The organism is Tistlia consotensis USBA 355, from assembly GCF_900177295.1.
Lineage (GTDB): Bacteria > Pseudomonadota > Alphaproteobacteria > Kiloniellales > DSM-21159 > Tistlia > Tistlia consotensis.
The window spans coordinates 80,333-103,863 of sequence record NZ_FWZX01000018.1; the positions used below are offsets into that span (position 1 = coordinate 80,333).

Here is a 23,531-nt window from a genome sequence, read left to right on the forward strand (position 1 = left end):
ATGCGTCTCGCCGCCACCGCCGCGCTGCTCGTGATCGCCGCCGCCTCGGCCCTGCTGCTCGGCGGCACGGCTCCGTTCGGCCGGCTCGCCCTCGGGCTCGGCCTGGACCGGACGGCGAGCCGTCTGCTCGGCGACCCCGCCTGGCGGGGCGTCGCGCTCTACCGGACCGGCGAATTCGGCGCGGCCGCCGAGGCGTTCCGGCGGACCGGGCCGAGCGCCAGCTTCAACCGCGGTAACGCGCTGGCCTTCGCCGGCCGCTACCGGGAGGCCGTCGCCGCCTACGACGCCGTGATCTTCCGCGATCCGGGCGACGCGGAGGCCCACGCCGACCGCGACCTGATCGCGCCGCTCGTCGAGCCGGTCATCGGGGAGGACGTGTCGGGCGGCCGGACCGAGACCGTCGCCGCGCAGCCCCGGGCCGGCGACAGGGCACAGCGCGAGCAGGCCCCGGCGCCGCGTCCGCTGAGCGAGCAGGACATCGTCGCCATGCTGCGGAAGCTCTACACGACCAAGCGCCAGACCGGGCAGTCGGTCGTCGCCAGCCGGCAGTGGCTCGCGACGCTGCCCGACGAGCCGGGCCGCTACCTGAAGCTGCGCCTGATCGCCGAGCACGCCCGGCGGGTCGCCGCCGGCCTGGCGGTCGCGCAGGGCGGCGACCCATGGTGAGCCGCCGGCGGAACGGCCTGCTCGCCGGGCTGCTGGCGCTCGCCTGCGGCCTCGCCCCGGCGACCCGCGCCCCCGCCGCCCAGACCGACGCGCCGGAGTTGCGGCTCGAGGTCCTGCGCGAGGCGCCGTCGGAGACGCCCTATCCGCAGGAGATGGTGCTGCTGGCTCTGCACGGCTCCTACCAGGGCACGATCGCGCGGGAGGAGCTGGAGCTGCCCGCCTCGCCCGACTTCGGCTGGATCGAGCTGGGCGCCGACCACTGGGACGAGACCGGCGGCGCCGGCGGCCGGGTCCGCACCTTCGAGCGCGGCGTCGCGCTCTTCGCCCGGCACAGCGGCCGGCTCGTGGTGCCGCCCTTCGTCCACCACCTGACGCTGATCGATGGCCAGGGACAGCGCTACGAGAGCGCTGTCGCGTCCGCGCCACTGCTCCTGGAGGTCCAGCCCAAGCCGGCCGGCATCGACTGGTGGCTGCCGGCCCGCGAGGTGCAGCTGAGCGAGCGATGGAGCAAGCCGCCCGGCAGCCTCGCCCCCGGCGAGCTGGCTCAGCGCAGCGTCACCCTGGAGGCGGCGGGCGTCGGGCCCGAGCTGCTGCCGCCCGCCCCGGTCCTGCGAGCGGCCGGGCTGAGCGTCTTCTCCGATCCCGAGGAACGCGCGACCCGGCTGACACCCGAGGGGCCGGTCTCGAGCGTGACCTGGCACTGGACGGTCAGGCTCTTCTCGGACACCACGCCGACGCTGGCGGCCCTCAGCATCCCCTGGTTCGACACCAAGACGCGCGAGATGCGACAGGCGACACTGCCGCCGCGCCGGCTCGGCCGCTCGGCAGCGGGACCTGGCCCCGAGCGCGGCCTTGCCCTCCGGCTGGCCGTGCCGGGCGGCTTCCTCGCCGGCTTCCTGCTCGGACTGCTGCTCCTGCTACCCGGCTGGCGGCTGCGTCCGCGGGCCGAGATCCTGGCCGGGCTGGACCGGTTCGGCCTGTCGCTCGCGCCCGAGGCGCGCGCCCTGCGCACCGCGGCCAGGCAGGGCGATCCGGCGGCGGTGCGCGCCGCGGCCCTCCGCCTGCTGCGCCGCCGACGGGCCCTGCGTCGCGATCCGCCGCTGCCGCAGGCCGTCGAGCTCCAGCTGAGGCGCCTCGACCGGCTGCTGTTCGGCCCGCCGGGAACCGGCGAGCCCCCCGACCTCGGCGCCCTCGCCCGCGGCCTGCTGCGGGCGCGGCGCGGCGCGCTCTAGCGCACCGCCGCCGCGCCGACGGCGAGGCCGGAGCCGCCGTAGAGCCACTGCAGGGCATCGTAGTGGTCGCTCGGCGACATCGAGCCAAGCATGGTGTTGCGCAGGTGCGCGTGGCCGCCGGCCGGGTGGTAGATGTGGTCGCCGATCAGGCGCGACTGCAGCTGGACCCGGGCGGTGCGGTCGACCCGGCTGTCGCGGTAGGCCGCGAAGGCGGCCTCGACGTCGCCCTCGTACTGCTCGACCGAGCGGGCGAGGCAGACCGCATCCTCCATCGCCATGCAGGCGCCCTGCGCGAAGTACTGCATCATCGGGTGGGCGGCGTCGCCGAGCAGCACGACCCGGCCGTCCTGCCACTCCAGGACCGGGTCGCGGTCGCACAGCACCCAGAGCTTCCAGTCGCTTCCCTGCTCGATGATCCGGCGCGGCAGCTCGTGGATGTGCTCGAAGCCGCGGCGCACCTCCTCGACCGGCACCGGCTTGCCGGCGACCGGCTCGGGCGCGTCGTTGTGGTAGGTGACCACCAGGTTGAAGACCTTCCAGCCGCTGAGCGGGTAGTGCACCACGTGGCACTTCGGCCCGGCCCAGAGGGTCGCCGCGTTCCAGCGCAGCGCCTCGGGCATGCGCTCCAGCGGAATCACCGAGCGATAGGTCGTGTGGCCCGAGACCCGCGGCGCCGAGTCGCCGACGACCTGGCGGCGCACGTTCGACCAGAGGCCGTCGGCGCCGACCAGGGCCCTGCCCGCCACCGTCCCGCCGTCGGCGAGGCGCGCCGTGACGCCGCTGTCGTCCTGCCCGTAGCCGACGACCTCGGCGCTGGTGCGCAGCTCGACCAGCGGGCTCTCTTCGCAGGCGCGCAGGAAGACGCCGTGCAGGTCGCCGCGATGGACCACGGCGTAGGGATTGCCGAAGCGCGTCCGGAAAGCCTCGCCGAGCGGCACGCGGGTGATCTCCGCGCCGCTCATCGCGTCCATCAGCAGCAGGTTGTCGATGTAGACCGCCATGGCGCGCGCGGCATCGCCGACGCCCAGGTAGTCGAAGGCATGGAAGGCGTTCGGGCCGAGCTGGATGCCGGCGCCGATCTCGCCGAGCTTCACGGCCCTCTCCAGCACCAGGCTGCGGAAGCCCTTCTGCGCCAGGCCCATGGCGGTCGCGAGGCCGCCGATGCCGCCGCCGGCGATCAGGATCGGTTGGTCCTTGGGCATCTCTTCCTCCGCTTCGTCGTCAGAGCGCGCGCTTCAGCGGCACGCGCGAATGTTCGTTGTTGAGCTCGACCAGGGCGCCGAGCAGGCGCATCAGCTCCTGCCGCTGCGGCTCGGCGAGCGGCTGGACGATGCGCTCCTGGGCGCGCCGCACGTGCGGCTCGGCGGCCGCGAGCAGGCCCGCCCCCGCCTCGGTCAGGAAGAGCTGCTTGACCCGCCGGTCGCCCGGGCTCGGCCGGCGCTCGACCCAGCCCTTCTCCTCGACCCGGTCGAGCACGCTGCCGAGGGTCGAGCGGTCGTAGGCGATGACCTCGGAGAGGCGCGTCGCGTCGATGCCCGGCGCGTCGCGGGTCGCGACCAGGACGGCGTACTGCACCGGGGTCAGGTCGAGATGCCGGCACTCCTCGACGAAGATCGCCACCGCGATCTGCTGGGCCCGGCGGATCAGGTGGCCCGGCTTGCCGTAGACGTCGTCCAGGAACATGGCCGCCTCCCCGCGCGCCGATAGATGGACCGCATACTGAATATGAGTATGCTGTCCATCAAGCCGAAGCCACGGGAGGATGCGATGGCGTCGAGGGACGAGCCGGCGAAGGCCGGCGGGAACGGCAAGCGCGAGGCCTTCTACGAGAAGATCGACAAGTCGAACATGACCGCGCTCTGGACGGTGCTGGGCTCGCTGATCACCCGGGAGCCGAAGAGCGCCTGCCGGCCGTTCGGCTGGCGCTTCGACGCGATCCGCGAGGCGATGGTCGAGGCCGGCGCCCTGATCACCGCCAAGGAGGCCGAGCGCCGCGTCCTGGTGCTGGAGAACCCCGGCCTGCGCGGCCAGTCGAAGATCACCACCTCGCTCTATGCCGGCGTCCAGCTGGTGCTGCCCGGCGAGGTCGCGCCCGCCCACCGCCACAGCCAGTCGGCCCTGCGCCTGGTGCTCGAGGGCAAGGGCGCGCACACCGCGGTCGAGGGCGAGAAGGTGATGATGAGCCCCGGCGACTTCATTATCACGCCCTCGATGACCTGGCACGACCACGGCAACGAGACCGACGAGCCGATCTACTGGCTCGACGGCCTGGACATCCCGCTGGTGCAGTTCCTCGACGCCTCCTTCCTGGAGCACCTGGGCGCCGACGAGCAGCCGATCACCCGGCCGAACGGCGATTCCCTGGCACGCTACGGCAGCAACCTGCTGCCGGTCGACTTCCACCCCTCGGCGGCCAGTCCGACCTCGCCGGTCTTCTGGTACCCCTACGCGCGCAGCCGCGAGGCGCTCGACCAGCTCGCCCGTGCCCAGGACTGGGATCCCTGCCACGGCCTGCGCCTGCGCTACGTCAACCCGGCGACCGGCGAGCATGCCATGCCGACCATGGCGACCTTCCTGCAGCTGCTGCCCGGGGGCTTCGCGACCCGGCGCTACCGCTGCACCGACGCCACGGTCTTCGCCTGCCTGGAGGGCGGCGGCCGCAGCCGGATCGGCGAGGAGACGATCGAGTGGGGCCCGCGCGACATCTTCGTGGCGCCCAGCTGGTTCCCGGTCAGCCACGAGGCCGAGGCCGAGAGCGTGCTGTTCAGCTTCTCCGACCGCCCGGTGCAGGAGAAGCTCGGCCTGTGGCGGGAGGACCGCGGCAACGGCTGAACCGGTCGGCCGACGCCCGCCTCTCCCGAGGGGCTTGGCGCGCGGGCACGAAGGGATTTCGTTCGTTCGGCGGGGGACGGCGGCGGCCGCCTGTCGAGGCGACCGGCACGGGCGGTAGGGTCCGACCGATCCCTCTTTTCCGACAGCAGTCGGGGCGGAAGCTTTGACCGCCCGCCAGAAGTCATATTGTACTAACTAGTTAGTGTATTGCGCAACAACGGCTTCCGATGGGAAAATCCGGAGATGCACCGAACCAGCATCGCGACCGTCTCGCTGTCCGGCGACCTCCGGGAGAAGCTGGACGCCATCGCCGCCGCCGGCTTCGACGGCGTCGAGATCTTCGAGAACGACTTCCTGGCCTACCCGGCCGGCGCCGCCGAGGTCGGCCGCCTGGTCCGCGAGGCCGGCCTGGCGGTCACGGTGTTCCAGCCGTTCCGCGACTTCGAGGGGCTGCCCGAGCCGCAGCGCGGCCGCGCCTTCGAGCGCGCCGAGCGCAAGTTCGACGTCATGCAGGCGCTCGGCACCGACCTGATGCTGGTCTGCTCCAACGTCTCGCCGGCAGCGCTCGGCGGCATCGACCGCGCCGCCGAGGACTTCCGCGAGCTCGGCGAGCGCGCCGCCCGGCGCGGCCTCCGGATCGGCTACGAGGCGCTGGCCTGGGGCCGCCACGTCAGCGACCACCGCGACGCCTGGGAGATCGTGCGCCGCGCCGACCATCCGGCGGTCGGGCTGGTGCTCGATTCCTTCCACACCCTGGCGCCCGGCCTCGACCCCGAGACGATCCGGCGGATCCCCGGCGACCGCATCTTCCTGGTCCAGGTCGCCGACGCGCCGAAGCTGGAGATGGACCTCCTGTCCTGGAGCCGGCACTTCCGCTGCATGCCCGGCCAGGGCCAGCTCGACGTGGCCGGCTTCCTGGCCGCCGTCGAGGCGACCGGCTACGCCGGCTACCTGTCGCTGGAGATCTTCAACGACCAGTTCCGCGCCGGCTCGGCGCGCCAGGTCGCGGTCGACGGCAGGCGCTCGCTGATCGCCGTCGCCGACCAGGTCGCCCGCTCCGCCGGCCGGACAGACGGGCTGCTGCCGGCCCGCGCGCGTCCGCTCGGCGTCGAGTTCGTCGAGTTCGCGGTCGACGAGCCGGGCGCCGAGCAGCTCGCCGAGCTCTTCGCCGCGCTCGGCTTCGCCTGCGCCGGGCGCCACGTCTCGAAGGCGGTCGAATGGTGGCGCGAGGGCGGCATCAACCTCGTCGTCAACGCCGAGAAGGAGGGCTTCGCCCACGCCTCCTGGCTGACCCACGGGCCCGGAGTCTGCGCCGTCGGCCTGCAGGTCGAGGACGCCGGAGCGGCGATGGAGCGCGCCCGCGCCCTGCTCGCCCAGCCCTTCAGCCAGCCGGTCGGCCCCGGCGAGCTCGAGGTCCCGGCGATCCGCGGCGTCGGCGGCAGCCTGCTCTACTTCACCGACCCGAAGAGCGAGCTGGCGCGGGTCTGGGAGATCGAGTTCCGGCCGGCCGACCGGCCCGGGGCGCCGGCCCGCAAGAGCGCCGGCCTGACCCGCATCGACCACGTCTCGCAGTCGATGGAATACGACGAGATGCTGTCCTGGCTCTTGTTCTATACCTCCATCTTCGAGATGGAGCGCACGCCCGAGCTGGACATCGCCGACCCCGGCGGGCTGGTGCGCAGCCAGGTCGTCGAGAGCGCCGACAAGGCCGTGCGCATCCCGCTCAACGGCACCCAGAGCCACCGCACCCTCGCCGCCCGCTTCCTCTCGGAGTTCTTCGGCTCGGGGGTGCAGCACATCGCCTTCGCCAGTTCCGACATCTTCGCCAGCGCCGCGGCGCTCGAGGCCAACGGCGTCGCACTGCTGCAGGTGCCCGACAACTACTACGACGACCTGGAGGCGCGCTTCGGCCTGGAGCCCGAGCTGCTGGAGCGGCTCAGCGCCAACGCGGTGCTGTTCGACCGCGACGAGGCCGGCGACTACTTCCAGCTCTACACCCGGCCGTTCCAGGAGCGCTTCTTCTTCGAGATCGTCGAGCGCCGAGGCACCTATGCCGGCTTCGGCGCCGCCAACGCCCCGATTCGCCTGGCCGCGCAGAGCCTGAGCGCCCGGCATCCCGCGGTGCCGCGGCGCTAGGCATCACGGCTGACGGCCCCCTCACCCTCCCACGGCTTCGCCGTGGGCCCCTCCCTCTCCCCTGAAGGGCGAGGGATTGACCGGAGCGCCGACGTAAGCCCTCGCCCTTCAGGGGAGAGGGCGCCGAGCGTGAGCGAGGCGGGTGAGGGGGACCTTAGGCGTAGCCGCCCAGATACCGCTCCACCGCCTCGACCAGCGCCTCCCGCAGCGTCTCGCTGTCAGCCAGGTCCCGCCCGAACACCGCCTCCAGCGACAGCAGCGCCCCGACCAGCGCCGCCGGTGTCCGATCCACTCCCGCCAGCCGCGCCGCGATCTTATCCGCGAGCGGATCGTCGAGCGCCGCGGCGCCACCGGCGCGGATCCGCACGACGACATAGGCCATCCAGGCGCCGACCGCCGTTGTCAGGTGCCCACAGGGCGCCCCCTTCGCCAGGCGGTCGCGCAGCGGCGCGAGCAGGCGGGGCGGCAGCTTCTGGGAGCCGTCCATGGCGATCTGCGCGGTGCGGTGGCCGAGCGCCGGGTTGCGGAAGCGCGCCATCAGGGCGCGGGCGTAGGCTGCGGGATCGCTCGGCGCGGCGAAGGTCCCGGCGGTCTCGGCCCAGAGGCCCTCGACCAGCCCGGCGATCTCCGGGTCGGCGACCGCCGCATCGACCGTCGGGTGGCCCTTCAGCTGGCCCAGGTAGGCGATCGCCGAATGGGCGCCGTTGAGCATCCGCAGCTTCATGCGCTCCCAGGCGCCGATGTCGCTCGAGAAGACTGCGCCGCCCGCCTCCCAGGCCGGCCGGCCGAGCGGGAAGTCGTCCTCGATGACCCACTGGGAGAAGGGCTCGGTCACGACCGGCCAGGCATCCTCCAGGCCGAGGGCCCGGTCGATGCGCAGGCGGTCCGCCTCGGTCGTCGCCGGGGTGATGCGGTCGACCATGGTCGAGGGGAAGGCCGCCTCGCCCTCGATCCAGCGCGCCAGCTCCGGATCGAGGGCGCCCGCGAAGGCCAGCACGGCGCGGCGCAGCACCCGGCCGTTGTCGGAGAGGTTGTCGCTCGACAGCACCGCGAAGGGCGCCAGGCCCGCCGCCCGGCGCCGGCGCAGCGCCTCGACGATCAGGCCGTGGACGCTGCCCGGCGCCCGCGGGCTCGCGAGGTCGGCGGCGACGGCCGGCGCCGCGAGGTCGAGCGCGCCGCTCGCCGGATCCAGGTGATAGCCCTTCTCGGTGACCGTCAGGCCGACGATCCGCGTGGCCGGGTCGGCCATCCGACCGAGCAGCGCCTCTGCCGAGCCCGGCAGGACCAGCACGTCCAGCAGCGCGCCGACCACGGCCAGCCGCTCGCCGAGGCCGTCGCGCACCGCAAGGCTGTAGAGGCCGTCCTGCGGCGCCAGGGCCGCGCGGGTCGCCGGCGAGCGCAGGCTGGCGCCGACGATGCCCCAGTCGAGCGCGCCGTCGGGCTCCGACGCCAGGGCGGCCTCGGTGCAGACGGCCTGGTGCGCGCGGTGGAAGGCGCCGACGCCGAGATGGACGAGACCCGGCGTCAGCCGGCTGCGGTCGTAGGGCGGGCGCGCGACCCCGGCCGGCAACCGCCCGAGGGTCGCGTTCGAAAGCCGCTCCGTCATCGCCGTCCTCCCCCGCGCACAGACTGGCATACTTGTATGGTATTGCGAACTTGTATGGAAGTATGGCAGGGTCCGCGCGCAATCGAGGGACGGGCGCCGCCCGTCCCGGTCCGGGGAACTGCCGCCGATGGCGCTCACCGCGTCCAGGAAACCCGACGAGATCCAGCCGCAGGAGCCGATCGCCGCGCAGCTGTTCCAGCGCCTGCGCACGCGGATCATCCAGCTCGACTTCGAGCCCGGGCAGGTGCTGTCCGAGACCGAGGTCGCCAAGGACTACGCGGTCAGCCGCCAGCCGGTGCGCGAGGCCTTCATCAAGCTGGCCGGCGCCGGCCTGGTCGAGGTCCGGCCGCAGCGCGGCACCTTCGTCAAGAAGATCGAGGTCGCCGCGGTGATGGACGCGCGCTTCGTGCGCGAGGCGATCGAGGCCGATGTCGTGCGCGCCGCCGTCGCCGAGGTCGACGCCGAGACGATCGCCGGCCTGCGCGCCCAGATCGCCGCCCAGCGCGCGATCCCCGAGACCGACCACGCCGGCTTCCTGGCCGCCGACGAGGCCTTCCACCGCACGCTCGCCGAGATCGCCGGCAAGGCCTACGCCTGGCGCGTCGTCGAGGAGGTCAAGGCGCAGATGGACCGCGTGCGCTACCTGAGCTTCGGGGGGGCCACCAGCACCGCCGTCCTGATCGACCAGCACGAGCGCATCGTCGACGCCCTCGAGGCGCGCAGCCGCAAGTCCGCCGAGGCGGCGATCCGCGTGCACCTGCGCGAGATCCTGAAGTCGCTGCCGCAGATCGCGGCGGCCCATCCCCGGCTGTTCGACGCGCTGCCGTAGCGCGTGCCGCGACAACAAGAAACCACCGTCCCGCAACAGGAGGAACCGTCATGACGAGACGCTTGAAGATCCTTGCCGCCAGCGCGCTGGCCGCCGCCCTGATCGGCTTCGCCGGCACCCACGCCCAGGCCGCCGACGTCACGCTGAAGCTCGGCCACCTCGCGAACGAGGACAACATCTGGCACAAGGCCTGCCTGAAGTTCGCCGAGGAGGTCGCCAGGCTGACCGACGGCAAGGTCGAGGTCCAGGTCTTCCCGAACGAGACCCTGGGCAAGGAGATCGACCTGATCAACGGCATGCAGCTCGGCACGGTCGACATGACGATCACCGGCGAGTCGCTGCAGAACTGGGCGCCGAAGGCGGCCCTGCTGGCCCTGCCCTACGCCTACACCTCGCTCAAGCAGATGGACGCCGTCGCCTCCGGCCCGATCGGCAAGGAGATCGAGCAGGAGATCCTCGAGAAGGCGAAGATCCGGCCGCTCGCCTACTTCGCGCGCGGCCCGCGCAACCTGACCTCGAACCGGCCGATCAAGAGCCCGGCCGACCTGAACGGCCTGAAGCTGCGCGTGCCCAACGTGCCGCTCTTCGTCAACGTCTGGAACGCGCTCGGCGCCCAGCCGACGCCGATGGCCTTCTCCGAGGTCTTCACCGCGCTGCAGAACGGCACGATCGACGCCCAGGAGAACCCGCTCGCGCTGATCAAGAGCGCCAGCTTCTTCGAGGTCCAGAAGTACGTGAACCTGACCGAGCACGTGCGCAGCTGGATCTATCTCGCGATCGGCGAGAAGAGCTTCGCCAAGCTGACCCCCGACGAGCAGAAGGCCGTCCAGGAGGCCGCCAAGACCGCCCAGGCCTACGAGCGCCAGCTGTTCCTGGCCGACGAGGACAAGCTGACCGGCGAGCTCAAGGCCAAGGGCATGACCTTCGTCGAGGTCGACAAGGCCGCCTTCGCCGCCAAGGCCAAGGACGCCGTGCTGGCCAGCGTCAAGGAGGAGATCCGGCCGACGGTCGAGAAGATCTTCGCCGGCCAGTAGGCCGGCAGGCCTGCGCGCCGCCGGCGGCCCGCCCGGCCGCCGGCGGCTGCCTCTTCCCGCCCCCGGAGTACCCTCTTGGTCCCTCTCCTCCGCCTGATCGTCGCCCTGTCGCGCGCCGTCGTGCTGGCGGCCTTCGCGGTCATCGTCGGCGCCGTCGCGATCCAGATCGTCGCGCGCAGCTTCCTGCCCCACTCGCCGGTCTGGACCGAGGAGCTGACCCGCTTCGCCCTGCTCTACCTGGCCGCCGCCGGCGCCGGGCTGGCGTTGCGCAGCCGCGACCTGGTCGACGTCGACATCGCCGTCGCCGCCCTGCCGCCGCGCGGCCGCCGGGCCATGCGGATCCTGGCCTGCCTCGCGACCCTGCTGCTGGCCGTCGCGATGTTCGGCCCCTCGCTCGACTTCACCGCGATCGGCACCTTCCAGACCTCGCCGACCCTCGGCTGGCCGATGAGCCTGGTCCACGTCGTCACGACCATCGCCGCCGGCTCGCTCGGCCTCTTCGCGCTGGCCGAGATCGCCGAGCTGCTGCTCGCTCCCCACGCCGACGTACCGGCCGGGACCGGGAGGGACTGAGCCATGGCCCTCGCCGCCCTGCTCGGCCTCTTCCTGCTCTGCCTGGTCGCCAGCGTGCCGGTCGCAGTGGCCCTCGGCCTGTCCTCGGCCGCCTACCTGCTGATCGCCGGCATCCCGCTGGTCGTCATCCCGCAGAAGTTCTACGCCGGCATCGACGTCTTCGTGCTGCTCTGCATCCCCGGCTTCATCCTGGCCGGCAACCTGATGAACGCCGGGCGCATCACCGAGGCGATCGTCGGCTTCGCCAACGCCCTGGTCGGCTGGATCCGCGGCGGCCTGGGCCTGACCAACGTCGCCGGCTCGATGCTGTTCGCCGGCATCTCCGGCACCGCCGTCGCCGATGCCGCCTCGATCGGCGCGGTGATGATCCCCGGCATGAAGAAGAGCGGCTACCCGGCCGGCTTCGCGGCGGCGCTGACCGCCGCCTCCTCGACCATCGGCCCGATCATCCCGCCGAGCGTGCCGATGATCATCGTCGGCGCCCTGGCCGGCATCTCGGTCGGCCGGATGTTCCTGGCCGGCGCCGTGCCGGGCCTGCTGCTCGGCTTCGGCCTGATGATCGTCTGCTACCAGCTGGCCCGGCGGCGCGGCTATCCGCACCAGCCCTGGGCCGGCTGGCGCCGGCTCGGCCGCAGCTTCCTCGGCGCCGCCTGGGCGCTGGCCATGACCGCGCTGATCATCGGCGGCCTGATGAGCGGCAAGGTGACGCCGACCGAGACCTCGATCGTCGCCAGCGTCTACGCCTTCGTCGTCGGCGTCTTCATCTACCGCGGCCTCAAGCTGCGCGACGTGCCGAAGGTGATGATCGACAGCGCCATCTCCTCGGCCGGCATCCTGGTGCTGGTCGGCTTCGCCAACGTCTTCGGCTGGATCCTCGCCTCCGAGCAGATCCCGCAGATGCTGGCCCATTCGGTGCTGGCGATCACCGACAACAAGTACCTCGTCATCCTGATCATCAACCTGCTGCTGCTGTTCGTCGGCATGTTCATGGAGACGATCGCCGCGCTGATCATCCTGTTCGGGCCGCTGCTCGCGGTCGCCCAGAGCGTCGGCATCGATCCCGTGCACTTCGCGACCTTCGCGGTGCTCAACCTGATGATCGGCCTGACCACGCCGCCGGTCGGCGTCTGCCTGTTCGTCTGCGCCAACATCGCCAAGGTGCCGCTCGGCCAGGTCGTGCGCGCCCTGGTGCCGTTCCTGCTGGTCAACCTCTTCGTTCTGCTGCTGGTATCCTACGTGCCGGCCCTGTCGCTCTGGCTGCCGAACCTGGTGTTCGGCAAGTGACGGCGCGGCCCCGTCCAGGAGGGAGAAGCCCGTCTTGAAGATCGTCGATGCCAAGGTCATCGTCTGCTGCCCGGACCGCAACTTCGTCACCCTGAAGATCGTCACCGACCAGGGGCTGACCGGCCTCGGCGACGCGACGCTGAACGGCCGCGAGCTGGCGGTCGCGGCCTACCTGAGCGAGCACGTCGCGCCCTGGCTGATCGGCCGCGACGCGCACCGCATCGAGGACATCTGGCAGTTCCTCTACAAGGGCGCCTACTGGCGCCGCGGCCCGGTCACCATGTCCGCCATCGCCGCGGTCGACACGGCGCTCTGGGACATCAAGGCCAAGGCCGCCGGCCTGCCGCTCTACCAGCTGCTCGGCGGCGCCAGCCGCGAGGGCGTGATGGTCTACGGCCACGCCAACGGCCGCGACCTCGCCGAGACGGTCGAGGCGGTCGGCCGCTACCTGGAGATGGGCTACAAGGCGGTGCGCGCGCAGTCCGGCGTGCCCGGCCTGGACACGGCCTACGGCATCGCCAAGGGCGAGCTCTACTACGAGCCGGCGACCAAGGGCCTGCCCGAAGTGCAGGTCTGGTCGACCGAGGCCTACCTGGACTTCGCGCCGCGCCTCTTCGAGGCGATCCGCGAGCGTCACGGCATGGACTTCCACCTGCTGCACGACGGCCACCACCGCATGACGCCGATCGAGGCGGCGCGGCTCGGCAAGGCGGTCGAGCCCTGCCGCCTGTTCTGGCTCGAGGACCCGACGCCGGCCGAGAACCAGGAGGCCTTCCGGCTGATCCGCCAGCACACCGTGACGCCGCTCGCGGTCGGCGAGGTCTTCAACACGATCTGGGACTGCAAGGACCTGATCCAGAACCAGCTGATCGACTACATCCGGACCACGGTGGTGCACGGCGGCGGCCTCACCCACCTGAGGCGCATCGCCGACCTGGCCAGCCTCTACCAGGTGCGCACCGGCTGCCACGGCGCCACCGACCTCTCGCCGGTCTGCATGGGCACGGCCCTGCACTTCGACCTCTGGGTGCCCAACTTCGGGGTCCAGGAGTACATGCGCCACAGCGAGGCGACCGACGCGGTCTTCCCGCACGCCTACCGCTTCGAGGCCGGCTACATGCACCCCGGCGAGGCGCCGGGCCACGGCGTCGAGATCGACGAGGCCCTGGCCGCGAAGTACCCTTATGATCCCGCGGCGCTGCCGGTGGCGCGCCTCAGGGATGGAACCGTCTGGAGCTGGTGACGATGGAAACGCGAGGCATGGAAACGAGAGTCTGCCGCCTCTACGCCAAGGGCGACCTCCGGGTCGAGACCGACGAGATCGCCGGGCCCGGGCCCGGCGAGGTGCTGGTGCGGATCGGCGCCGGCGGGATCTGCGGCTCCGACCTGCACTACTTCCAGGACGGCGGCTTCGGCCCGATCCGGGTGCGCGAGCCGATCATCCTGGGCCACGAGGCCGCCGGCATCGTCGAGGCCGTCGGCGAGGGCGTGACGGCGGTCAAGCCCGGCGACCCGATCGCGGTCAATCCGAGCCGCCCCTGCGGAACCTGCCGCTTCTGCCAGGCCGGCCAGCAGCAGCACTGCCTGACCATGCGCTTCCGCGGCTCGGCCATGCGCCAGCCCCACGAGCAGGGCCTGTTCCGCGACCTGATCGTCGTCGACGAGGCCCAGTGCGTGCCGGTCGGCCCCGGCGTCACGATCGGCGAGGCGGCCTGCTGCGAGCCGCTGTCGGTCGCGCTGCACGCCGTGCGCCGGGCCGGCGCGATCGCCGGCAGTCTTGCCGGACGCCGGGTGCTGGTCACCGGCAGCGGCCCGATCGGCTCGCTCTGCATCGCGGCGGCCAGGCACGCCGGCGCCCTGGAGATCGTCGCGACCGACCCGCACGCCGCGGCGCTGGAGACTGCGGCGGCGATGGGCGCCACCCGCACGGTCAACGTGCCGAAGCAGACCCTGGCCGAGTACGAGGCCGACAAGGGCTGGTTCGACGTCGCCTTCGACTGCTCGGCGGCGCCGAGCGCGATCCACGCCGCGCTCGCGACACTGCGGCCGGGCGGCACCCTGGTCCAGGTCGGCGTCACCGGCGACCTGCCGATCCCGATCAACATGATCGTCGGCAAGGAGATCAACTTCGTCGGCACGCACCGCTTCCACGAGGAGTTCGCGGTCGCCGCCCGGCTGATCTCTGAGCGGCGCATCGACGTCCGGCCGCTGATCTCCGACAGCGTGCCGGTCGAGGACGCCCTGGGCGCCTTCGCGCTGGCCGGCGACCGCAGCCGGGCGATGAAGGTGCAGCTGACCTTCGAAAGGAAGACTAACAAATAAAAAGGTACGAGTTTTGTAACCGGCCATTCATTCTAAGCCAATGACACTAAATAAATATTCTCCTCCACGTCAGAACCATCCACCGCCATTACCTTTGCTCCCAAAAATCCCTTAAGATAGCCTTGAGCGTTCTTTGTGAAGATCACGTCCAACGTATGGCGTTCGATGACGCTCCCAGCGGAGAATTCGCACGACGGCTTCGGACGCAAAGCTACACTCAGTGCCACCGCGTCACAGAATACATAGTCGGCGTCGCCGCTCTGATCAAATACGGGCGCGATATCGACTATCCACTTCGCAAAAATCATATGCTCGCTGGGCTGCCGACTGAACAAATCTGCGCCCGGCTTTCGCACGCAAAGACAAAAGATCAAGCAACGCCCAGCGCAAAGGCTGCTCACTATTCGAGTCAATCCGAGCCTTGTCGGCACCGCTGAATCCCAAATTATCTTTAATAGAGATGGACCCGACCCAGATACAAGATCTTCTAATGTTGGGAGGCCGACGTCCGCCAGGAGCGAGCGCGGCAAAACAAGCGCTCGCGCTAAATCGTCGGCCAACCGCTCAATCCCAGGGTCTTGGGTCAGAAGGTTCTCCTCATGCCAGCGAGAGAAGGTTCGATCTTTCCATAGGATGGTGTGGGCGAGTTCGTGTGCTAGAACAGCTCGCTGATCCTTGTTGCTCGCTAGCATGAGTTGAGAAACATTCGCTCGCTCGGATTCTAAGGTTACATCGGCCGTCCACCCAAACGACCGCCCCTGCGCCCGCGCCTGCTCCCAGGCGATGGTCGTGACATCAGCGGACAAAGCCTCCAAATAGGCCTGACCGAAGTGAATGCTTTTGCCCACTCGTCCGAATACCGCCAAGCGATCAGCTTGAAGTTCTATCCATTCACGTAAATTCGCCTTCTCAAGCCGAACCCTCAGCGGTTCGACAAATCTCAGATAGAAGTCTGTCCGCTGTGACGCGAAGGCACCCCTGAAATCCAAAGCAGATCAAAGCCTTTCTCTAAGAGCATCCAATAGATACTGCCTCGTTGCGCGTCCGTGAGCAGCTCGGGGCCTTGCACTTACCAAGTCCGCTGCCGCGGCTTTACACGCTGCATAGGTTTCGGGTAACCCATGATTCTTAAAGCTTTCCTCCTCTGCTGCAAGACTAATCAGAAGCTGCTCATACTTACCTTCAGCAAGGTCCCGACCGAAGAATTTAGCCTCAAACGCCAGCTGTGCTATCTTACGACGCGCGTCATCAACTTCAGGGTGAACAAACACATTTGCTCGCCAAAGGCGTTCATGAGCTTTTCCTATCGTGTCCAAGCGGATCTGAAGGAGCGGCTCACTATTAACGGTCCGCAACAAGCACCGCTTCCCCTTGTAGTCCACGATTGCTTCGGCAATCTTCCTGTTCATCTTTGGAGATGCGACGTACAACAAAATATCGCCTGGTCGCGCCCCCGCTATGAGCGCAATTTCGTTCTCAATCTGCCTCCGCTTAGCTGCAGATTCGAACGCCTTTATAAGATCGTTGAACGGCTCCTCTCCACCATGCCCGTGAAAATCCTCAACCACATACCTCTTTAGGCTCTCATAGAGAACACGGTCACGCGCCGCGATAGCTAGACGAGCGGACAGAAGTTCTTGATCCCCCGCCCCCTTTTCGTCACCTAGGCGAGCGAGGTATGCGAGCAATGTCTCATCACCGAAGCGAAGCATCATTTGAGAATTCAGCCGACCCGCCAAAGATGCCTCGAGGACTGATCGGCCAATCATTGTTCCGGCAATCACCTTAGCGTGATGAAAGTAAACTCTCTCCGCCAGCAGATATCGGGACTCAAGCAGCCCCACCATATCCGTCATCACATCACGCCGAGGCTCTCCATCACGCGGCTTCCAGAGCCGAACAACCACGCGTCGACGCAAGCCCGCCCCTTCCACATCCACGTCACCGACATACAAATAATTTAAGAATCGCGTTGGTATCCTCAGCTCAAGATCGCAAAAATAGCTGTCTCGTCGAAGGTAGTCGATCAGGTCCGCGCAGACCGTATCAGATACCAAATAGTAGACGAACTCATCAGCTGTGCGACCCTCAGCATCCTCAACTTCCAATCTGTCAAACTTTCCACGTAAATAAATGTTGCGAAAGCGTTCATACAGTCCTTCACCACAATCACCTCTGATCACCTTTCCTATGTCGCTCTCAGGTCCAAGGACTTGCTCAAATCGATCCAATCCTCTCTTTTCTCCTACCGATTTTTGAAACTCATCATGCGAATCAAAGATCTTTAACTCATCTTCAAGCGTATGGCCAAATGGTACATGGGTAATGTCATGAAGCAGCGCATACAGTCGAGCGAGAATGCGCTGACTCTCTGTTATCAACTGAGGCTCCACCTCCTCTGGACGGCTAGCGAGAGTGACATATCGGAGTGCATCTCGCATTCGGACTATCATATCGTCGACAACGGCCAAGACGCCGAGGGAGTGGTCAAACCTCGTGTGTAGTGCTGTCGGGTAGACCCATGACGATGTCCCAAGTTGCTGAATTCGGCGCAGCCGTTGGAAGTCCGGGGTATCAATAATCCCCACTTCAGCTCTAGTGAGCCTCACGTCACCTGAGACGGCGACACGGATCGTCTTGTGCCACTCGATACTGGTCCTTGCTATCCCTGACTGGGGACCAAAGGGCAGAGTGTTTTGCGTCGCTGCCGGCATGGACGATCACCGGAAATTTGGTGCACAGAAAATTTCTATATCATGAATCGTTCACGGAAACTACAATTGAAAGAATGGCGTCTTGGAACGCCATGATGGGTGCTTCATGATCGGTCAGAGGCGATGCATTAGCGTCACCGGCGACCTGCCGATCCCGATCAACATGATCGTCGGCAAGGAGATCAACTTCGTCGGCACGCACCGCTTCCACGAGGAGTTCGCGGTCGCCGCCCGGCTGATCTCCGAGCGGCGCATCGACGTCCGGCCGCTGATCTCCGACAGCGTGCCGGTCGAGGACGCCCTGGGCGCCTTCGCGCTGGCCGGTGACCGCAGCCGGGCGATGAAGGTGCAGCTGACCTTCGCCGGCGCGGCCTGACGCCCCCCCGCCGGAGGGAACGCCCTCAGAGCACCGAGGTCATGCCGCCGTCGACGTAGATCATCTGGCCGCTGACGTAGTCGGAGGCGGCGGAGGCGAGGTAGACGGCGGTGCCGACCAGCTCGTCGGCCCGCCCCCAGCGGCGCGCCGGCGTATGGCCCGTGACCCAGGCGTCGAAGGTCGCGTCGGCGAGCAGCGCCTCGTTCATGTCGGTCAGCATGTAGCCGGGGCCGACGGCATTGACCTGGATGCCGTGCTGCGCCCACTCCGCCGTCATGACCCGGGTCAGCTGCTTGAGGCCGCCCTTGGCGGCGGCGTAGGGCCCGGTCGTCGGCCGCACCAGCTCGCCGATGACCGAGCCGATGTTGACGATCTTGCCGCGGCCGCGCGGGATCATGCGCTTCGCGGCCTCCCGCCCGACCAGGAAGGCGCTGGTCAGGTTGGTCTCGAGGATCCGGCGCCAGTCCTCGCTGGCCATCTCGACCAGCGGGCGCCGGACCTGGATGCCGGCGTTGTTGACCAGGACGTCGATCTCGACGCCCGCCGCGTCCAGGCTCGCGAAGGCCGCGGCCACCGCCGTCTCGTCGGCCACGTCGAAGCCGGCCTCGCGCACCGCGTGCCCCTCCGCGCGCAGGGCCTCGGCAGCCGCGCCGAGGCGGCCGGCGTCGACGCCGTTCAGCACCACGGCGGCGCCGGCCTCCGCCAGGCCGCGCGCCATCGCGAGTCCCAGGCCGCGCGACGAGCCGGTGACCAGGGCGGTGCGGCCCTTCAGGCTGAACAGTTCGACGGACATGGCGCTCTTCCCCTCCTCGACTAGTAGACCTGGGCGTAGAGCGCGCAGACCTCGGCCGGCGACAGGCCCTCGAGGCGGGCCAGCTCGCCGCGCTTGTGCAGCAGATAGGCGCTCTTCAGCGCCTCGGGCATCAGCACCCTATCGGCCTCCAGGCAGTCGAGCGCCTCCCCCAGGGAGCGGGGCAGCGGCTCCAGGCCGAGCGCGGCGATCCGGTCCGGCGGCAGCGCCGCGATCTCCTTGGCGGTGATCGAGTCCGGCCGCGGCGTCTTCGCGTCGAGCCCGGCGAGGCCGGCGCGCACCAGGGCGCCGAGCACGAGATAGGGGCTGGCCGCCGCGTCGGCGGCCCGGTACTCGAAGTTGAAGGCCCCGGCGATCTCGGCACCCGGCTTCTCCGAGACCGGGCAGATGCGCAGGGTCGCCTCGCGGTCGCGCAGGCCGAGATTGGCGTGCGAGGCGCTCCAGGTGCCCGGCGTCAGGCGCAGGTAGGAGGCGCCGGAGGGCGCGGCGACGGCGCTGAGCGCCCGGGCGTGGGCCAGCAGGCCGCCGAGGAAGTGCCCGGCGACCGCCGACACGCCCTCGGGCAGCGCCGGGTCGTGGGACAGCGGCCGGCCCTCGCGGTCCTCCAGGCTGAAGTGGATATGCACGCCGTTGCCGACGACATCGGGCCGGACCTTGGGCGACAGGCTGACCGTGACGCCGCAGCGCCAGGCCGTGGCCTGGATCAGCTGGCGCAGGATCGCCGCCCGATCGGCCGCCGCCAGGCCGAGGGCCGGCGCGATCGTGACCTCGAACTGGCCGGTGCCGTACTCGGGCAGGAAGGTGTCGGGCTCCAGCCCGGCGACCCTGAGGGCGTGCAGCAGGGCGTGCGGCAGCTCGCCGAGCCGGCGCACGGCGTCGAGGCCGTAGGAGGCGCCGAACCGGGTCGGCGCGTCGAGCGCCATGAACTCGTGCTCGAAGGCGACCCGCAGCCGCAGGCCGTGGCGCTCCTCCAGCTCGGCCAGGGCGGCCTTCAGGTACTGGCGCGGGCAGCAGTCCCAGGGGTCGCCGGCCAGGGTCTCGACCTCGCCGATCAGGAAGTGCTCCTCGACCCCGCCGTCGCCGAAATCGACCCGCGCCTCGGTCGAGGCGACCGGGCGCAGCAGGACCTCGCCGGCCGCGCCCCAGGGGGTCGCCGGGATCTCGCCGAAGCAGTTGATCATGTAGTTGGTCGGCGCGAGGCCGATGCCGCTGCCCAGCCGCCGCTCCAGCTCGCGCGCGGGGAAGCCCTTGCCGCGCAGCTGCCCGGCGAAGTCGCTGTAACAGAGCATGACGTAGGCTTCGCGGTGCACGGGCTTGTCCCCTCCCTCGGTCCGGCGGCGGGCGCAGCTTGCGGCGCGGCCGGCCGACGGTCAACCGGGCCGGCCGCGGGCGTCCGGCATGCGCGCGCGGCCATGCCGTGCTAGAGGACGGCGGTGACGAGGCTGCTCGCGCCCGCGATCGGCCTCCGCGATCGGCCAGGGAGGATTCGCTTGACCGGCAGTGCCGTCCAGAGGCTCCGGCTGCTCGCCCTGATGGTCGCGCTCTCGGCGGCCGCGGGCGCCGGCTACGCGCTGGCCGAGCGGTCGTCCGGCACCGGCTGGGTCGTGGAGGCGGCGTCCGGCGCCACCATCGGCACCGTGATTTCGTCGTTCATCGTCGGCATCGGCCTGTTCGGCGAGGGCCGCCTGCTCGGGCGCAGCCGCCGCCTGCCCTTCGTCGTCGCGGTGCTGCTGCGCACCCTGGTCTACGGCGTCGCGATCATGGCGGCGCTGGTCGTCGTCCCCTGGCTCTACTTCGGGGTCCCCCTGCTGCCCCTGAGGCCCGGCATCGCCGGAGACCTCGCCTTCTCCTTCGCCGTGACCTTCGTCGGCGTCTCGCTGCTCTCGATCGCCCAGCTGATCGGCCCCGGCGTGCTGGCCAACCTGCTGACCGGCCGCTACTACCGGCCGCGCGAGGAGCAGCGCATCGTGCTGTTCCTCGACCTGGTCGGCTCGACGACGATCGCCGAGCGCATCGGCAACGTCCGCTTCCACGCCCTGCTGTCGGAGACCTTCACGCTGCTGTCGAAGGTCGTGATGGATCAAGGCGGCGAGGTCCACCGCTACGTCGGCGACGCCCTGATCGCCACCTGGCCGCTCGGCACGCCGGCGCGCAATGCCCGGCCGCTGCTCTGCCTGCTGGCCTGCCGGGACGCCCTCGACGCGGCCGGTCCCGGGCTACTGCGCCGCCACGGCCACCAGCCGGCGTTCCGCGCGGGCCTGCACGCCGGCCCGGTCGTGGCCGGCGAGATCGGCGGCTTCAAGCGCGAGATCGCCCTGCTCGGCGACACCATGAACACGGCGGCCCGGATCGAGGAGGCCTGCCGCACCGCCGGCCACCCCCTGCTGGTCTCCGGGACCCTGGCCGGGCGGGCAGAGATCCCCGCCGGCCTGCGCCTGACGTCGATCGGGCCGGCCCTGCTGCGCGGCAAGTCGGCGGGCCTGGAGCTGTTCGCGCTGGAGCGGGCGGAGGCCGGATCGGACGAGCGCGGCGGGACTCCCGTCGGCGGCACCAGGTAGGCGGCCGGGCAGCGGCGATCAGGACTCCGGGAAGCCGCCCAGCTCCAGCAGGCGGTTGCGGTCGTCGAGGTCGATGTTGATGTCGAACACGACCCCGTCGGTCCGGTAGACGAGCCGGGCGAGGCACAGGACCTCCCGGCACTCGTTCAGGAAGATGCGGCGGACCTGCACCACCGGGTCGTGGATCTGGATCTCCAGTTCCGCGGCCTCCCGTGGCAGGGCCGAGATGACCCGGAACTGCTGGCGGACCTTGCTCAGGCCCACGGCCTCGGTGTCGTAGAGCAGCGTGCTGACCAGCTCTCTCGACCAGAGGCGCCCGGGCATCTTGCGATAGACGTCGTCGGCGATCAGGTAGTCGGCGACGATGAACGGTCGCCCGTCCCTGGCGAAGATCCGCTTCATGTAGCGGTAGCCGGACAGGGCGACGCCGTCCTCCTCGACGATGCGCAGCTCGTCCCGGGCCGGCCTCGACGCGACGACCCGGAAGCTGAGCCCGCTGCCCCGCAGGCCGGCGATCGATGCCAGCTGGTAGGGCACGGAAGCATGGGGCTCGGGCCTGGCCACCACGAAGGTGCCGCGCCCGCGCTCCGCGCTGACGAGCCCCTCCTGCTCCAGGCCGGCCACGGCGTGGCGGACCGTCATCGGGGAAACGCCGAAGGTGGCGACCATTTGCCTCAGGGTCGGGAGCTTGTCGCCGACGCCCCAGCTTCCATCGGCGATCTGGCGGCGCAGGATCGCCGCGAGCTGGACATAGTAGGGCGTGCCGTCTTCCCGGAACCGGTGTCTGGCTTCTGTTTCGGTCTGCAAGGCCGAGGTCCATTCGGTGTTGGCGCGCGTTATCGCATCCCACCGGGTGCGCGACAACGGCTGCGGCTTCGCCTGCCCACCGGTCGAATGCGCGACACGAAGGCGATAGCACGATTGTACTAAAGTGCTATAGTTAAATCACAATAGGCACCAGCTGAAGGTGCAGGGCACTCGATGCTGCCGGAGCGATTTCCGGCGGGTCGTGCAGGGAGGGATCAAATGAATCAACGCATTAGAGGTTCGATTCTTGCGGCCGCGCTGGGCCTGGGGCTCGGCACCGGGACGATGGCGGCGAGCGCCGCGCCGGCCGGCACCTTCAGGTATGCCGAGGAGGTCAAGCTCGTCACCCTCGATCCGCAGCAGCACAGCGGCGGCGGCATCTCCTACCTGCGTCCGGTCTACGAGACGCTGTTCACCCGGAGCCCAAACGGTAGCGATGCGCCCCTGCTGGCCACGGGCTACGAGATCGACGGGCTGAGCGTGAAGCTGACCCTGCGGCAGGGCGTCAAGTTCAGCAACGGCGAGCCCTTCGACGCGGCCGCCGTCGCGGCGAACATCAATCGCGGCGTCAAGCTCGGCATCCTCGAAGGGCTGAAGCCGGTCGCCGAAGCGGTCGCGACCGGCGACCATGAGGTGACGATCAAGCTCAAGAGGCCCGACCCCTCGATCATCGACGACCTGACGGCGGAGTCCGGCATGATGATCGCCCCCAAGGCGATGCAGGACCCGGCGCTGGACCGCAACCCGGTCGGAACCGGCCCCTACGTCTACGACAGGGAGCAGTCGCGCGAAGGCGAGGTGCGCGTCTATAGGCCGAACCCGACCTACTGGGATGCCAAGGAGCAGGGACTGGCGCGGGTCGAGATCTGGGAGCTTCCCGACGACACGGCCCGGCTCAACGCGCTGAAGACGGGACAGGTCGACGCCGGCGTCTGGCTGTCAAACCCGCAGGCGGCGATCATCGACAGGACGCCCGGGCTGAAGCTGGTCCGCAACACCGGCGGATACAACTATCACCTCATCATCCTGGACCGCCAGGGCACGAAGGTCCCCGCCTTCGCCGACCAGCGCGTGCGCCAGGCGATGAACTACGCGATCGACCGGGCGGCCTTCTCCAAGGCGGTCCAGTTCGGCCTGTCCGTGCCCGCCTATCAGCCCTACGCCAAGGGCAACTGGGCCTACGATCCGAGCCTGGAGGGCCGCTACCGGTACGATCCCGGCAAGGCCAGGGAGCTGCTGAAGGAAGCGGGCTATCCGAACGGCTTCACCTTCACCATGCCCAGCATCCCGATCTTCCAGTCGCGGCTCGAGGCCGTCGCCGGCTTCCTCAAGGACGTCGGCATCACGATGACCATCAAGCCCGTCGAGCCCGGAACCCTGGCGCGCCGCAGCCGCACCACCGATTTCCCGGCCACGAATCTGGTCTGGAACACCATGGACGACCCGAAGTTCCTGATCGACCGCTATGTCTCCCCGGACGGCGTCTACAATCCCTACAAGGTGCCGCCCGGCGGCGACCTGATGACGCTGGGCGAGCAAGGCCTCCAGTCGGCCGACCCGGAAAAGCGGGCGCCGGTCTACCGGAAGATGGCCGAGGAGCTGGACGACCAGTCCTTCCTGATCTTCATCACCTCGACGCCGCTGCTGTTCGGCGTGACGGACCAGGTGGCCGACAACCCGACGGTCCATTTCAGGCCCGGGGAGGACACGATCTTCCTCCGCGGGCTGCGGATGGACCGGTGAGCGCCGGG

21 protein-coding genes are annotated in these 23,531 nt (G+C 69.6%); 13 read left to right on the forward strand and 8 right to left on the reverse strand.

Going from position 1 to position 23,531, the window contains the following annotated elements; all coding sequences use genetic code 11:
* Positions 1-666 carry a hypothetical protein gene (locus B9O00_RS19785; protein ID WP_085124458.1) on the forward strand — a complete coding sequence of 222 codons (666 nt, stop codon included), beginning with the start codon at positions 1-3 and terminating at the stop codon, positions 664-666.
* Positions 660-1,898 carry a BatD family protein gene (locus tag B9O00_RS19790; protein WP_085124459.1) on the forward strand — a complete coding sequence of 413 codons (1,239 nt, stop codon included), beginning with the start codon at positions 660-662 and terminating at the stop codon, positions 1,896-1,898. The genes B9O00_RS19785 and B9O00_RS19790 overlap by 7 nt, the downstream gene beginning before the upstream one ends.
* Here B9O00_RS19790 and B9O00_RS19795 read toward each other — a convergent pair.
* Both B9O00_RS19795 and B9O00_RS19800 read right to left on the reverse strand, forming a co-directional pair.
* Complete coding sequence (locus B9O00_RS19795) at positions 1,895-3,100, reverse strand: 3-hydroxybenzoate 6-monooxygenase (protein ID WP_085124460.1); 1,206 nt, start codon at positions 3,098-3,100, stop codon at positions 1,895-1,897. The two genes, B9O00_RS19790 and B9O00_RS19795, sit on opposite strands and share 4 nt — an antisense overlap.
* 19 nt (positions 3,101-3,119) lie before the next feature.
* Positions 3,120-3,581: a MarR family winged helix-turn-helix transcriptional regulator gene (locus tag B9O00_RS19800; RefSeq protein WP_085124461.1), complete on the reverse strand. Its 462-nt coding sequence runs from the start codon at positions 3,579-3,581 to the stop codon at positions 3,120-3,122.
* Between the two features lie 84 nt (positions 3,582-3,665).
* On the opposite strand from B9O00_RS19800, the gene gtdA reads away from it, so the two are divergent.
* Complete coding sequence (gtdA, locus tag B9O00_RS19805; RefSeq protein ID WP_085124462.1) at positions 3,666-4,730, forward strand: gentisate 1,2-dioxygenase; 1,065 nt, start codon at positions 3,666-3,668, stop codon at positions 4,728-4,730.
* 243 nt (positions 4,731-4,973) lie between these two features.
* Positions 4,974-6,866 (forward strand): bifunctional sugar phosphate isomerase/epimerase/4-hydroxyphenylpyruvate dioxygenase family protein, encoded by a 1,893-nt coding sequence (locus B9O00_RS19810; RefSeq protein ID WP_085124463.1) that lies wholly within the window; start codon positions 4,974-4,976, stop codon positions 6,864-6,866.
* Positions 6,867-7,020: 154 nt separating this feature from the next.
* On the opposite strand, the gene B9O00_RS19815 is transcribed toward B9O00_RS19810, so the two are convergent.
* A complete protein-coding gene (locus B9O00_RS19815) occupies positions 7,021-8,472 on the reverse strand; it encodes a mannitol dehydrogenase family protein (protein WP_085124464.1) in 1,452 nt (483 codons plus the stop codon).
* A gap of 127 nt (positions 8,473-8,599) precedes the next feature.
* Between B9O00_RS19815 and B9O00_RS19820 the strand changes: the two genes are divergently transcribed.
* The 6 genes from B9O00_RS19820 (at position 8,600) to B9O00_RS19845 (ending at position 14,514) form a co-directional block, all read left to right on the forward strand.
* Positions 8,600-9,301 (forward strand): GntR family transcriptional regulator, encoded by a 702-nt coding sequence (locus B9O00_RS19820; RefSeq protein ID WP_085124465.1) that lies wholly within the window; start codon positions 8,600-8,602, stop codon positions 9,299-9,301.
* 50 nt (positions 9,302-9,351) lie between these two features.
* Positions 9,352-10,335, forward strand: coding sequence for a TRAP transporter substrate-binding protein (locus tag B9O00_RS19825; protein WP_085124466.1), 984 nt, complete (start codon positions 9,352-9,354; stop codon positions 10,333-10,335).
* Between the two features lie 75 nt (positions 10,336-10,410).
* The gene (locus tag B9O00_RS19830; protein WP_085124467.1) at positions 10,411-10,908 is read left to right on the forward strand and encodes a TRAP transporter small permease; all 498 of its coding nucleotides are present in this window, start codon (positions 10,411-10,413) and stop codon (positions 10,906-10,908) included.
* Positions 10,909-10,911: 3 nt separating this feature from the next.
* Positions 10,912-12,192, forward strand: coding sequence for a TRAP transporter large permease (locus B9O00_RS19835; RefSeq protein WP_085124468.1), 1,281 nt, complete (start codon positions 10,912-10,914; stop codon positions 12,190-12,192).
* Between the two features lie 34 nt (positions 12,193-12,226).
* Entirely contained in the window at positions 12,227-13,435 is a 1,209-nt protein-coding gene (manD, locus tag B9O00_RS19840) for a D-mannonate dehydratase ManD (RefSeq protein WP_085124469.1), read from the forward strand.
* 17 nt (positions 13,436-13,452) lie between these two features.
* Positions 13,453-14,514 carry an L-idonate 5-dehydrogenase gene (locus B9O00_RS19845; protein WP_085124470.1) on the forward strand — a complete coding sequence of 354 codons (1,062 nt, stop codon included), beginning with the start codon at positions 13,453-13,455 and terminating at the stop codon, positions 14,512-14,514.
* A gap of 32 nt (positions 14,515-14,546) precedes the next feature.
* On the opposite strand, the gene B9O00_RS32580 is transcribed toward B9O00_RS19845, so the two are convergent.
* Both B9O00_RS32580 and B9O00_RS19850 read right to left on the reverse strand, forming a co-directional pair.
* On the reverse strand, positions 14,547-15,503 hold the full coding sequence (locus B9O00_RS32580) for an ImmA/IrrE family metallo-endopeptidase (protein ID WP_143596287.1): 957 nt from the start codon (positions 15,501-15,503) through the stop codon (positions 14,547-14,549).
* A gap of 6 nt (positions 15,504-15,509) precedes the next feature.
* The gene (locus B9O00_RS19850) at positions 15,510-17,228 is read right to left on the reverse strand and encodes an HD domain-containing protein (protein ID WP_085124471.1); all 1,719 of its coding nucleotides are present in this window, start codon (positions 17,226-17,228) and stop codon (positions 15,510-15,512) included.
* Between the two features lie 106 nt (positions 17,229-17,334).
* Here B9O00_RS19850 and B9O00_RS19855 point away from each other — a divergent pair, with 106 nt between their 5' ends.
* Positions 17,335-17,604, forward strand: a complete 270-nt coding sequence (locus B9O00_RS19855) for an MDR/zinc-dependent alcohol dehydrogenase-like family protein (RefSeq protein ID WP_085124472.1) — start codon at positions 17,335-17,337, stop codon at positions 17,602-17,604.
* Between the two features lie 25 nt (positions 17,605-17,629).
* Here the strand turns inward: B9O00_RS19855 and B9O00_RS19860 are convergent, their stop codons facing one another.
* Both B9O00_RS19860 and B9O00_RS19865 read right to left on the reverse strand, forming a co-directional pair.
* Complete coding sequence (locus B9O00_RS19860) at positions 17,630-18,397, reverse strand: SDR family oxidoreductase (protein WP_085124473.1); 768 nt, start codon at positions 18,395-18,397, stop codon at positions 17,630-17,632.
* 20 nt (positions 18,398-18,417) lie between these two features.
* Entirely contained in the window at positions 18,418-19,725 is a 1,308-nt protein-coding gene (locus B9O00_RS19865; protein ID WP_085124474.1) for a type I glutamate--ammonia ligase, read from the reverse strand.
* A 180-nt stretch (positions 19,726-19,905) separates the two neighbouring features.
* On the opposite strand from B9O00_RS19865, the gene B9O00_RS19870 reads away from it, so the two are divergent.
* Positions 19,906-20,973 carry an adenylate/guanylate cyclase domain-containing protein gene (locus B9O00_RS19870; protein WP_085124475.1) on the forward strand — a complete coding sequence of 356 codons (1,068 nt, stop codon included), beginning with the start codon at positions 19,906-19,908 and terminating at the stop codon, positions 20,971-20,973.
* Positions 20,974-20,991: 18 nt separating this feature from the next.
* Here B9O00_RS19870 and B9O00_RS19875 read toward each other — a convergent pair whose 3' ends face one another.
* Positions 20,992-21,780, reverse strand: a complete 789-nt coding sequence (locus B9O00_RS19875; RefSeq protein ID WP_159460271.1) for a GntR family transcriptional regulator — start codon at positions 21,778-21,780, stop codon at positions 20,992-20,994.
* A 219-nt stretch (positions 21,781-21,999) separates the two neighbouring features.
* Here B9O00_RS19875 and B9O00_RS19880 point away from each other — a divergent pair, with 219 nt between their 5' ends.
* Positions 22,000-23,523 carry an ABC transporter substrate-binding protein gene (locus B9O00_RS19880; protein WP_159460272.1) on the forward strand — a complete coding sequence of 508 codons (1,524 nt, stop codon included), beginning with the start codon at positions 22,000-22,002 and terminating at the stop codon, positions 23,521-23,523.
* Positions 23,524-23,531 lie beyond the last annotated feature (8 nt).